This window comes from Mesorhizobium sp. LNHC232B00 (genome assembly GCF_000502435.1).
Taxonomy (GTDB): Bacteria; Pseudomonadota; Alphaproteobacteria; order Rhizobiales; family Rhizobiaceae; genus Mesorhizobium; species Mesorhizobium opportunistum.
Map to the genome: position 1 here is coordinate 373,690 of NZ_AYWP01000003.1, position 12,175 is coordinate 385,864.

Below are 12,175 nucleotides of genomic sequence, written 5' to 3' on the forward strand. Positions count from 1 at the left end.
ATGCGCGCCCAGCCCACGGCATCGCACTATGTCAACGGACGCTACGTTGACGACGAGCAAGGCGCGCCGCTGCCGGTCATCTATCCGGCCACCGGCGAGACCATCGCCATGCTGCGCGCGGCGACGCCGAACGTGCTGGAGCTGGCCATCGAGGCCGCACGGGCAGCACAACCCGCCTGGGCGCGGCTGAAGCCGGTCGAGCGCGGCCGCATCCTGCGCCGCGCCGCCGACATTTTGCGCGCCCGCAACGCCGACCTTGCCCGCATCGAGACGCTCGATACCGGCAAGGCGATGCAGGAAACGCTGGTGGCGGACGCGCCTTCAGCAGCCGATTGCCTTGAATATTTCGGCAGCGCGGTCGCCGCCTACAATGGCGAATCCGTCGACCTCGGCGGCCCCTTCGCCTATACGCGGCGCGAGGCCCTCGGCGTCTGCGTCGGCATCGGCGCCTGGAACTATCCGATCCAGATCGCCGGCTGGAAGTCCGCGCCCGCGCTCGCCATGGGCAACGCCATGGTGTTTAAGCCATCGGAAAACACACCGCTGTCGGCGCTGGCGCTGGCCGAGATCTACAGCGAGGCCGGCCTGCCCGACGGACTATTCAATGTCGTGCAGGGCTATGGCGATGTCGGCGCCGGGCTCGTCGGCCACGATGTCGTCGCCAAGGTTTCGGTGACCGGCTCGGTGCCGACCGGCCGCAAGGTGCTGGCGCTTGCAGGCTCAAAGATGAAGCACGCGACGATGGAGCTCGGCGGCAAGTCGCCGCTGATCGTCTTCGACGATGCCGACATCGAAAACGCCATTGGCGGCGCCATGCTCGGCAATTTCTATTCGACCGGCCAGATCTGCTCCAACGGCACGCGCGTCTTCGTGCAGAGCGGCATTCACGACCGCTTTGTCGAAAGGCTGGTCGAGCGAACCAAGAAAATCCGTATCGGCGATCCGCTCGATCCCGCGACCCAGATGGGGCCGCTGGTCTCGAAAGCGCAGCATGAGAAGGTCGTCGGCTATATCGGCATCGGCAAGCAGGATGGCGCCACGCTCGCTTGCGGCGGCAACGTGCCTTCGCTGCAAGGTTTCGATGGCGGCTTCTTCGTCGAGCCGACCGTGTTCACCGGCGTCACCGACACCATGCGCATTGCCCGCGAGGAGATTTTCGGACCTGTCATGAGCGTGCTGAAGTTCGATGGCGAAGACGAGGTGATCGACCGGGCCAACGACACCGAATTCGGTCTGGCAGCGGGCGTGTTCACACGCGACCTGCCGCGCGCCCACCGCGTCATCGCCGAGCTGCAGGCGGGTACTTGCTGGATCAATGCCTACAATCTGACGCCAGTCGAAATCCCGTTCGGCGGCTTCAAGCAGTCCGGCATAGGGCGGGAAAATTCGCTGGCGGCGCTGGCACTCTACTCGCAGCTGAAATCGGTCTACGTCGAGACGGGGGACGTGGCGGCGCCATATTGAGCCGATGATTGGCGAAGCCGAGATACAGTCGATCTTCCCCCTTGCGGGGGAGATGTCCGGCAGGACAGAGGGGGGTGTGAAGGATCGCNATCTCCCCCGCAAGGGGGGAGATTGGCAGCTTCGGCGTCGCCGCGAGCGCCTCACCCCTTCTCCGCCGTCCCGTCCAGATACTGCGTCAGCGCGCAGACCAGGTGATAGAAAATACTGGCTGGAACGTCGGATGCCAAGGAGCGGCCGCGCTCGTCGATGCGGTCGATCCACAGGCCGAGCGGCGCCGGATCGATGTGCCACCGGAACAGCCGGCCGACGCGCGCCTCTATCTCCGGCTTGAGATCGGGGCCGCCTGAGCCATTCAGCGCAATTGCCGCTTTGACCGCTTCAGCCTGCGGCCAACTGCGTGACGCCAGGTCGAGCGGCAGGCCTTGCCGCGAGACCGCGCCATAGGCAAGGCCCGTGGCGCGGTTGAGACCGCTGGCGATTGCCGAGGCGTAGAGTTTCCTGGCGAAGCCGCGCAATTCGGCCTGACCGCTGCGCTCGGCAAAATCGACCAGCAGCGAAGCCCACTCGAAGTGATGGCCAGGCTCGGTCCAGAGTCCCTTGTCACCAGCGGCCGGCTTCCATTCGGCGTCGAAATATTCGCCGAGCGTCCAGCTTTCAGGATCGAAGAAATGGCTGCGGAAAAGGTCGATGATGCGTGCGGCACGGCGCAGATGGGCACGCTCTCCGGTGGCCTGATGCCAGGCCAGGAACGCCTCGAGCAGATGCATGTGCGGGTTGGAGCGCCGCTCGCCCTCCCCGTCCGATGTTTCGAGGAACCCGGTCATGCGGCTGTCCTCGAGATGGGCATCGAGAAAAGCGAAGGTTTCCTCGCCGAGCCGAAGAGCATCCGGATTGCCCGACATATGTGCATGCGCCAGCGCCAGCAGAACGCAGGAATGGTCGTAGGTATCCTCCGTGGCATCGGCAACGGAGCCGTCGACATTCAGCGTGCGCACCCAACCGCCGCGGTCGGTGCGCCCCTTCCCTGCCATGAAGTCGATGCCATGTGCGATCAGCCGGTCGGCCGGACCGTCCCAACCGCGCGCGCTGGCGACGGCGAAGGCATAGACCTGGCGAGCTTGCGTGCGCATGCGTTTGGGCTTCATCAGCGGGGAGCCGTCAAAGCCAAGCGCTTCGTGGAAGCCGCCGTGGCGCTCGTCGACACCTGATGTCGACCACAATGGCAAGGTTTCCTGAAACAGCCAGTGATGCACGCGCCGCCGCCAGGCGCCACTTTCAATGACGCGATCATGGGCAGGCGTGAACCGTGTTTCGAGCCGGCCCGACCTCTCCAACTGCTCGACGACTTTTTTGACGTGCTGGCTGTGGCTGACAGGAGCGACGAAAGTGGCGTCAGCGGTCGAAACGATGGCAACATCCTTCATGCCGATGGCGGATAACAGGCGACCGTCGCCGCGGATGTACGAATTTTCGCAATCAATGGCGACGACATCGCCGACAATGACATTGCCCCTGCTGTCGGACGGGCCGACATCGAGCAGTGATTGCCAGGAACCAAGATCGTTCCACCGGAAACCGGCCGGCACCATCGCGATGTCCTTCGCCCGCTCCATAATGGCGTAGTCGATCGAGTTGGACGGAATGGCCGCGTAGAGTTCGAGCGGCATATAGAGGCCTGACAGATCCGATGTCGCCGCCCTGTAGGCTGCTTCGGTGGCCTGCCAGATGTCCGGCTGGAAGGCGGCAAATGCATCTCGCATGGCGCTGGCGCGAAACAGGAAGATGCCGGTGTTCCAGTAGAAATTTCCGGCTTTGAGATAGCCTTGCGCAGTCGCAAGGTCCGGCTTTTCGACGAAGCGTGAGACGTCGAAGATGCCGCCACTTTCGGCCGCGACCTCGATATAGCCATAGCCGGTTTCGGGTTGCGCCGGCTTTATGCCGAACACCACAAGTCGGCCTGCGCGTGCCGCCTCGGCACCCGCCTCTATGCTCTGCCAGAATTGCCTTGCCGTCGATATTTCGTGGTCCGACGGCACCACCAGGACCAGGCTGTCGCCGAACTCGGACAAAGTGCGCAGCGTCGCCAGCGCGACGGCGGCAGCGGTGTTTCGCCCCGTGGGCTCGAACAGCGGACCGCCGCCGGCGAGATCGAGGCCGGCAAGATCGGCATGCACACGTTCGGCATGGCGCTCCGACGCGATCAGGAAGATCGGCGTTTCGCCGCCGGATCTTGCCGCCAGCCGACGCAAGGTCTTGGCCAGCATCGAGCCATCGCCCGACAGGTCATGGAACTGCTTGGGATTGTCCTCGCGTGACAGCGGCCAGAGCCGCGAGCCAACGCCGCCGCTCATGACAAAACTGACAATTCGATCGGTCATTCGGGTCTCGTATTCAAAAAAGCGGCGGTTGGCGCCCGACACAAGCCTTTAGCCCGTGTTCGTCCAGTTGGAAATGCGGCAACTCCTATCGGTTCGAGATGTCGACAGGGATCGGTTCTGCGACATTTCCACTGGTGATGGTGGCTTCGGCCTCATGCGTCGAGATCGAGGTCAGGCTGGCCGAATCACAGCTCAGAAAGTCTGATTGTAGGCGCCGACTTCGGGGCTGCGGCGCAGCACGGCGTCGACGGCCTCGAACATCTGCCGGCGGCGCTGCGCCGACACCGGGCTTTCGACGACCACGACGAGCTCAGGCTTGTTCGAAGACGCCCGCACCAGCCCCCAGGTGCCGTCCTCGGCGACGACACGCACGCCGTTGACGGTGATCAGGTCCGATATCTTCTGGCCGCCGAAAGCGGCGCCGTCGCGCATCATCGCCTGAAAGTCGGAGACCACCCGCTCGACCACGCCATACTTCACGTCGTCGGCGCAGTGCGGCGACATGGTCGGCGTGCCGAAGGTCAGCGGCAGCGCACGGTAGAGGTCGGCCATCGAGCTGTCCGGGTTGCGGTCGAGCATCTGGCAGATGGCGATGGCCGTGACCAGCCCATCGTCGTAGCCGCGCCCGATCGGCGGGTTGAAGAAGAAATGCCCTGATTTCTCGAACCCGGCGACGGCGCCGAGTTCGGCGACACGCCGCTTGATGTAGGAGTGGCCGGTCTTCCAGTAGTCGGTGACGGCGCCATTGGCCTTGAGCACGCTGTCGGTGTTGAACAGCCCGGTCGACTTGACGTCGACCACGAAGGTCGAACCCGGGTGCTGGCCGGAGATGTCGCGCGCGAGCATCACGCCGACCTTGTCGGCAAAAATCTCGTTGCCTTCATTGTCGACNGCTGGCCGGAGATGTCGCGCGCGAGCATCACGCCGACCTTGTCGGCAAAAATCTCGTTGCCTTCATTGTCGACCACGCCGCAGCGGTCGCCGTCGCCGTCAAAACCCAGCCCAACATCGGCGCCGGTCTCCAGAACCTTGTCCCTTATGGCATGCAGCATCTGCATGTCTTCGGGGTTGGGGTTGTAGCGTGGAAAGGTGTGGTCGAGTTCGGTATCGAGCGGGATCACCTCGCAGCCGATGCGCTGCAACGCTTGCGGGGCAAAGGCGCCGGCGGTGCCGTTGCCGCAGGCGGCGACCACTTTCAGCTTTCGCGCGATACGCTTGTCCCTGGTCAGGTCGTCGAGATAGGTGGCGCGAAAATCGCGGATGAAATCATAGNGTTGTAGCGTGGAAAGGTGTGGTCGAGTTCGGTATCGAGCGGGATCACCTCGCAGCCGATGCGCTGCAACGCTTCCGGGGCAAAGGCGCCGGCGGTGCCGTTGCCGCAGGCGGCGACCACTTTCAGCTTTCGCGCGATACGCTTGTCCCTGGTCAGGTCGTCGAGATAGGTGGCGCGAAAATCGCGGATGAAATCATAGCAACCACCGCCGACAAGGTCGAAATCTCCGGCCTGCACGATCGCCTTCAGCGCGCTCATCTCCTCGGGTCCGAAGGTCAGCGGCCGCGCCGCTCCCATCTTGACGCCGGTCCAGCCATTTTCGTTGTGCGAGGCGGTGACCATGGCCACCGACTGGGTTTCCAGCGCAAACTGGGCGAAATAGGCCATTGGCGACAGCGCCAGGCCGATGTCCCTCACCCGTGCGCCCGCGGCCATCAATCCGGACACCAGCGCCAGCTTGATCGACAATGAATAGGAACGGAAATCATGCCCGGTGACGATGTCGGGGCCGGCGCCGAGACGGCGGATCAGCGTGCCAAGCCCCATGCCGAGCGCCTGGACACCGATCAGGTTGAGCTCCGGCGGCACAGCCGAACCGGGGTGGCCGAACCACCAGCGGGCGTCATATTCGCGGAAGCCGGTCGGCTTTATCAGCGCCTCGGTTTCGAATTCGAAGCTGTTGGGCAAGGCCTCGCCGACGATCCTGGGGGTCAAGACTGGAAACTCCAAATGGCTGGAACACAAATTGTCGAGGGTCGTGGCTACCATAGGCTTCAAGCCGTGTTTACCCCCAAAACGCGTGGCGTTTGAGGTGAAACGTCTTGCCTTGATTCAGGTGGGTATCAGGTGGAGCGCCGAAGTCGGGATGCGCCAATGCGTTGTTTTTTCTGGTCGGAGTGGCAGGATTTGAACCTGCGACCCCCTCGTCCCGAACGAGGTGCGCTACCAGGCTGCGCTACACTCCGTGACCAGACCGCGGGCTTATAGCCGCCACACCTCGTTCCTGCAAGCGGCAATGGCAGCACTTCTGTCGCATTTCGTCTGCTTTCGCCGCAGATGGTGCGGACACCAGGGTTTCCCAACTGTCGTGGCCGAGACGCAGCCTCGTCCAGGCCATTGACGATGTGATCGCCCGTCCATCAACCCAGCCGTCCTCATCCAGCCCTGAACCGGAACCAAAGCGGACCAGCAGCGGTTATCCAAGGAAGGGCTAATCAAGGCAATGGAGAAATTACAATGAAAACAATGGCCATGTGCGCTTTGGCGCTTTGCATCGGATTGCCGGCAGTGGCTTCGGCAGCCGAGGCCGATGTCGTTATCAGGACCCACCATCGACACCACAACAACGTCAAGATCATCAACGAGTACGGCCAGCGCCTGCATCATCGCCGCCACGGTACAGTTGCATTCTACGACCATGGCCGCCGGCATCATCGTCGGGACACCGTGATTGTCACGGGCTCCGTCTCGACCTACCGTCACCATCACCGTCACCCCGTAGTGATCGACAACGGCGGATACTGATCGCCGCCCGTCTGGCCCGGCTCGCCGATCGAGCCGGGCCAGCCAGACGCCCTACAGCGGCGTCCCGCGCACAAGCTCGACTGACGGCTCTCATGCGGCGCCACGCCGCAAAAGCCGTCATTCAACTTTGAAACCTGCAGGAATCCGACTTGCTGCCCCCAAAAGGGCCGCGGGTTGCGGCGCCCACCAGAAATCGAGGGTTCGCTCGCCACATCACTCATCACATGAGAGCGGCGAGCGAACCCTATCGGCGCAGGAAGGGACGTGGCTGCGCCAATTGCAAACCTTGGGCGGTTCTCACCCTTGGCCGATTCTCCTCCTTGGCCGGTTCTCCTCCTTGGCCGGTTCTCCTGGGTGCTCAGCCGAGGGCTATTCCGATAGCCATCAAGGTGATGGCCGCGGCGAAGACCGGTGCGAGCAACCAACGCGCCTGGCCAACACTCTTTTCCATCAGCTTCCTCCCACGATCGTGCAGCGGACAACGGCGGCAAACAGCTGCTGTTCCGCGCGGCGTCCCCGGCAAGACCATTGCCCTTTGCGATCAGACCTAGGTCTGGCAGCCCATCCGACCGAAGCCCAACTTGGAACGGCTGTACACGATCCTAATTTGGTTGATTGGGCGGGAAGACAGTCGAATAAAGCGGAAATGAAGAGCATGTCGAATCGTGAGACCGCAAGATCCCATGCCTTAAGCACACGCGTGCACGACCTCAGGACCAAGATGCAGGAGGCTCGGATCACCGAGGGCGAAATGAAGACCTTCCAAAGGGTCGCGGCCGCGATGGAGGACGGCCAGGGCCAAATCGATGGCGATGATCTGATCGCCGCATCCTTCGTTGCCGACACGGTGCTGGACAAAAACGCGCCCTGAATGACCATGCCGACAATTAGCAGGCTTTTTGATTCCCATGCCGAAGCAGCCAGGGTCACAGGCGCCTTGGTGGCGGCCGGAGTTCCCCGCGTACAGATTGCCGTCATCGGGCCCTACCATGACGAAGTCGGAGTCTTGAAGACACCTTCTGTCCTGCTTGGCGCGGTCGCCGGGGCGTCGGCCTGCCTGGGCGCTGTCGCAGTCCTAGGCATCAATCCTCTGCCTGCCGGACTGCCGGCAGCGGCGCTGATCGGCGCGATCTGCGGCGGCGGCGCCGGCGCGCTGCTCGGGACATTCGTTACGACCACCATCGAGCCGGATGATCGGAGCGTCGCCGAGGGGATCGTTTTGGTGACGGCCCATGTCGATGAAAACGAGGCCGACATCGCCCAGGCAGTGCTCGGCGGTGGAGCTTCCGGGACCGGATGCGTCGCCAAGGCAGCGTGAGCACGGAGTGCGTGCTCGACAGCAGGCGCAAACTTTGACGAAATGGGCATCGAACCTAACTATGGTATGAGGGGCCGGTAGACGGCGAGCCGGATGCGGACATGGATTTGATTTCAAAGGCAAAGCCGGCACCGGTTGTTTTGGTTGCACTGCTTCTCGTGGCCGGCTTTCTCTTGGCCGGTTGCTCATCGATCGGCAGGACGGTGAACGCGGCGAAATACGACAAAATGAGCTGCCCCGAACTCAACAGCGCACTGGGCGAAAACGCCGGCGAAATCTCGCAGGTGGCGATCACGCGCGGCAAGGTCGCCAACACCAGCGTGCCGCGCTGGCTGCTGGGTGGTTCGCGGGTGAAGACGGCGGTCGCAAACCGCGAGACGGCGAGGATCGACCAATTGAAGCAACGGCACGATGCCATTGTCGCCGCACGGGCGCGCAGGTGCCAGAGGTCGGCGAGCTGAGCAAACAGACGCCGCCACGATGATTGTCTGAAGCGACGTTTCAGGCGCTCAACCGGAACCGCGTGACATCGATTGCCGCATTCATCAGCGTCTGGGTGTAGGCAGCCTTCGGATTGCTGAAGATCGCCTCGGTCGGTCCCTCCTCGACGATCTTGCCCTGCTTCATGACGATGATGTAGTCGGCCATGGCGCGCACCACGGCAAGGTCGTGGCTGATGAACAGGTAGGACAGTTCGTGGTCGGCCTGCAGCTTGCGCAGCAGCTCGACGATCTGTTTTTGAACCGAGCGGTCGAGCGCCGAGGTCGGTTCGTCAAGCACGACCATTTTGGGTTTCAGGATCATGGCACGGGCAATGGCGATGCGCTGCCTTTGTCCGCCCGAGAATTCATGCGGGTAGCGATTGCGCGCGTTTGGATCGAGGCCGACTTCGCGCAGGGCTTCGACCGCGCGCTGGTCGCGCTGCTTGCCCGAAAGATCGGGCTCATGCACCAGCAGCCCTTCGGTGATGACCTGGCCGACGGTCATGCGCGGCGACAGCGAGCCGAACGGATCCTGGAAGACCAGTTGCATCTGGCGCCGCAGCGGCCGCATCGCCTGCCGGTCGGCGGTGGAAATGTCGCGATCGCCGAAACGAATGAGCCCGTCGCTCGGCAACAGCCGCAGCAAAGCGCGGCCGAGCGTGGATTTTCCCGAGCCGGATTCGCCGACAATGCCGATCGTCTGGTTGCGCTGCAGCCGGATCGAAATGTCGTCGACGGCGCGCAGCATCAACGGTTCGCCGGCGAGGAAGCCGCCGCCGATCCTGAACGTGACTTCGACATTCCTGCCTTCGAGCACCACGGGCGCATTGGCGGGCGGTGGCGCCTTTGTTCCGGTCGGCTCGGCCGCCAGCAGCATCTTGGTATAGGCGTGCTGCGGGTCGACGAAGATCGCTTCGGCTTCGCCTTCCTCGACGACCTCGCCCTGGCGCATGACATAGACCCGGTCGGCGAAGCGCCGGACGATGCCAAGATCGTGGGTGATGAAGACGATCGCCATGCCAAGCTTGCGCTGCAATTCGGCCAGAAGCATCAGGATCTGCGCCTGGATGGTCACGTCGAGCGCCGTCGTCGGCTCGTCGGCGATCAGGATGTCGGGGTCGTTGGCGAGCGCCATGGCGATCATCACGCGCTGGCGCTGGCCGCCGGACATTTCGTGCGGATAGGATTTCATCCGCCGCTCCGGATCGGGAATATGCACCAGCCGCAGCAGCTTGAGCGCCTCCTCATGCGCCTCGGCGGCATTCAATCCGCGATGCCGGCGGATCGGTTCGATCAGCTGGTTGCCGATCGAATAAAGCGGATCGAGCGAGGTCATCGGCTCCTGGAAGATCATGCTGATCTTGCGGCCGCGGACCTTGTTCAGCTCGGACTTGCTCAGTGCCAGGAGGTTGCGGCCGCGATAGTCGACACTGCCCGATGCTTCGCCGTTGGAGGCCAGCAGGCTCATCGCCGCCATCATCGTCTGGCTCTTGCCGGAGCCGGATTCGCCGACCACGGCAACGGTCTCGCCCGCATTGACGTGGATGTTGATGCCCTTCACCGCTTCGACCGCGCCGTCGAGTGTGCGGAAGCGGACGCGCAGGTCCTTGACGCTGAGGATGGTTTCGGCAGCAGCCATGTCAACGGTCCCCATCTCTATCGATCTCTATCATCTCTATCGATCGCTATCATCTCTATCGATCTCTTGGGTCGAGCGCGTCGCGCAGGCCGTCGCCGACGAAATTCAGGGCAAACAGCGTCGAGACGAGGAAGAAGGCGGGAAACAAGAGCAGCCAGTTGGCCGTGCCGATGTTCTTGGCGCCGACCGAGATCAGGACGCCCCAGCTGGTCATCGGTTCCTGGATGCCAAGCCCCAGGAACGACAGGAAGCTCTCCAGGATGATGACCTGCGGCACCAGCAGCGTCATATAGATCACAACGGGACCAAGCAGGTTGGGGATGACATGGCGCAGCAGGATGCCGCGCTGGCCGACGCCCATGGCTTCGGCCGCCTGGACATATTCCTGGCGGCGGATCGACAGCGCCTGGCCACGCACGATGCGCGCCATGTCGAGCCATAGTACCGCGCCGACCGCCAGGAACATCAGCACGAAGTTGCGGCCGAAGAACACCACCAGCATGATGACGAAGAAGATGAACGGCAAGGAATAGAGAACGTCGACGATGCGCATCATCACTTCGTCGACCTTGCCGCCGGCGAAGCCGGCCGTGGCTCCGTAGATCACCCCGATCACCACCGCCACGACACCCGCAAGAAGGCCGATGGCCAGCGATATCCGCCCGGCCATCAGTGTGCGCGAGAGAAGATCGCGGCCGGTGTTGTCGGTGCCGAACAGGAAATACTGCTGCTTGACCGACGTGCTCATCGTCACTTCGAGGCCGTCGGGCGACTTGCTCTCGATCTTGGTGTTGTCGAAGGCGTCGGACCGGTCGAGGTAGCGGATGTTGCGATCGTCGATCGGCTTCGTCGAGGTGACGGTGACCGTGACGCGCTCGCCATCCTGCTTCCATTCCTTGATGTCGACCCGCATGCGCCTGATCGCGTCATCGAGGGCCGTCTCGATCATATCTGCCTTGGGATAGGCCGTGAAGCTCGGCGGCGTGCGCACATAGTCGGCATAGATGGTCGTGTACTGATGCGGCACGAACCAGGGGCCGAACACGCTGATGATCGCGACAAAGGCCAGGTAATAAAGACTGAACATGGCGGCGCGATTGGCCTTGAGACGTGCCCAGGCGTCGCCCCAGAGCGAGCGGCCGACGATGACGGGGGCCGTGGCTGCGATATCAGTCATAGCGCACCCTCGGATCGACGACCGCGTACATGACGTCGACGATCAGGTTGAAGACGATGGTGAAGATGGCGATCACCACCACCGTTCCCATCACCAGCGTGTAGTCGCGGTTGAGGGCGGCATCGACGAAATAGCGGCCGACGCCTGGAATGGAAAAGATCGTCTCGACGATGACCGAACCGGTCAACAGCGCCGCCGCCGCCGGGCCGGTGAACGAGACGATCGGCAAGATGGCGCCGCGCAGCGCGTGCTTGACCACCACCGACCAGTCGGAAAGGCCGAGGGCGCGGGCCGTGCGGATATGGTGGGAGCGCAGCGATTCGATCATCGAGCCGCGCATCAGGCGGGCAACGATGGCGATCTGTGGCAAGGCAAGGGTGAGCACCGGGCCAATCTTGTTGATGAAGGCGCCATCGCCCCACCCGCCGATCGGCAACAGCTTCCAGGTCAGCCCGAACAGAAGCTGGATCACCGGCGCGATGACGAAGGTCGGGATAGTGCTGCCGGCGGTCGCCAGCGCGATCACCGCGTAGTCGCCTAGCTTGTTCTGGTTGAGTGCGGCGACGGTGCCGAGCACACTGCCGAGCAGCAGCGCCAGGATCAGCGCCGAGGCGCCGAGCTGGATGGATATGGGCAGGCCCTTGGCAAACAGTTCGGTGACGGTGAAATCCGGCATGTTGTAACTCGGGCCGAAATTGCCGCGCAGGAGATTGCCGAGATAGTGGACGTATTGCAGCCAGAGCGGGTCGTTGAGGCCGAATTGGGCTTCAAGGTTGGCCTTGATCTCGGGGCTCAGCCCGCGCTCCTGGTTGAATGGGCCGCCCGGCGCGACGCGCATCAGGAAGAACGCCATCGTCACGATGACGAACAGCGTCGGGATGGCGGTCAAAAGCCGCCGGAATACGTATCGCAGCATCGGT

General features: G+C 63.1%; 9 protein-coding genes, 1 tRNA gene and 2 pseudogenes. 5 read left to right on the top strand and 7 right to left on the bottom strand.

Going from position 1 to position 12,175, the window contains the following annotated elements; genetic code table 11:
• On the top strand, positions 1-1,464 hold the full coding sequence (betB, locus tag X743_RS162475; RefSeq protein WP_023764409.1) for a betaine-aldehyde dehydrogenase: 1,464 nt from the start codon (positions 1-3) through the stop codon (positions 1,462-1,464).
• A 140-nt stretch (positions 1,465-1,604) separates the two neighbouring features.
• On the opposite strand, the gene X743_RS162470 is transcribed toward betB, so the two are convergent.
• The 4 genes and pseudogenes from X743_RS162470 to X743_RS162465 all read right to left on the bottom strand — a co-directional run bounded on the left by X743_RS162470 (position 1,605) and on the right by X743_RS162465 (position 6,080).
• Positions 1,605-3,842, bottom strand: coding sequence for a mannose-1-phosphate guanylyltransferase/mannose-6-phosphate isomerase (locus tag X743_RS162470; protein ID WP_023764410.1), 2,238 nt, complete (start codon positions 3,840-3,842; stop codon positions 1,605-1,607).
• A 192-nt stretch (positions 3,843-4,034) separates the two neighbouring features.
• A pseudogene (locus tag X743_RS01000000168685) lies at positions 4,035-5,113 on the bottom strand (phosphomannomutase/phosphoglucomutase); the annotation flags it as partial.
• A 2-nt stretch (positions 5,114-5,115) separates the two neighbouring features.
• Positions 5,116-5,829 (bottom strand): annotated as a pseudogene (locus X743_RS0135550) (phosphomannomutase/phosphoglucomutase); the annotation flags it as partial.
• Between the two features lie 174 nt (positions 5,830-6,003).
• A tRNA-Pro gene (locus X743_RS162465) sits at positions 6,004-6,080 on the bottom strand.
• A gap of 271 nt (positions 6,081-6,351) precedes the next feature.
• Between X743_RS162465 and X743_RS162460 the strand changes: the two genes are divergently transcribed.
• The 4 genes from X743_RS162460 to X743_RS162445 all read left to right on the top strand — a co-directional run bounded on the left by X743_RS162460 (position 6,352) and on the right by X743_RS162445 (position 8,418).
• Entirely contained in the window at positions 6,352-6,639 is a 288-nt protein-coding gene (locus X743_RS162460; RefSeq protein ID WP_013896490.1) for a hypothetical protein, read from the top strand.
• Positions 6,640-7,294: 655 nt separating this feature from the next.
• On the top strand, positions 7,295-7,510 hold the full coding sequence (locus X743_RS162455; protein ID WP_023764411.1) for a hypothetical protein: 216 nt from the start codon (positions 7,295-7,297) through the stop codon (positions 7,508-7,510).
• Between the two features lie 135 nt (positions 7,511-7,645).
• Positions 7,646-7,957, top strand: coding sequence for a hypothetical protein (locus X743_RS162450; protein ID WP_245264167.1), 312 nt, complete (start codon positions 7,646-7,648; stop codon positions 7,955-7,957).
• Positions 7,958-8,058: 101 nt separating this feature from the next.
• Positions 8,059-8,418: a hypothetical protein gene (locus X743_RS162445; protein WP_023764413.1), complete on the top strand. Its 360-nt coding sequence runs from the start codon at positions 8,059-8,061 to the stop codon at positions 8,416-8,418.
• Between the two features lie 40 nt (positions 8,419-8,458).
• Here the strand turns inward: X743_RS162445 and X743_RS162440 are convergent, their stop codons facing one another.
• Genes X743_RS162440 through X743_RS162430 form a run of 3 tightly spaced genes read right to left on the bottom strand, consistent with a single transcriptional unit; the run spans position 8,459 to position 12,171 of the window.
• Positions 8,459-10,078, bottom strand: coding sequence for an ABC transporter ATP-binding protein (locus X743_RS162440; RefSeq protein ID WP_023764414.1), 1,620 nt, complete (start codon positions 10,076-10,078; stop codon positions 8,459-8,461).
• A 55-nt stretch (positions 10,079-10,133) separates the two neighbouring features.
• Positions 10,134-11,255 (bottom strand): ABC transporter permease subunit, encoded by a 1,122-nt coding sequence (locus tag X743_RS162435; RefSeq protein ID WP_023764415.1) that lies wholly within the window; start codon positions 11,253-11,255, stop codon positions 10,134-10,136.
• Positions 11,248-12,171, bottom strand: coding sequence for an ABC transporter permease subunit (locus tag X743_RS162430; protein WP_013896497.1), 924 nt, complete (start codon positions 12,169-12,171; stop codon positions 11,248-11,250). The genes X743_RS162435 and X743_RS162430 overlap by 8 nt, the downstream gene beginning before the upstream one ends.
• Between the last annotated feature and the right edge of the window lie 4 nt (positions 12,172-12,175).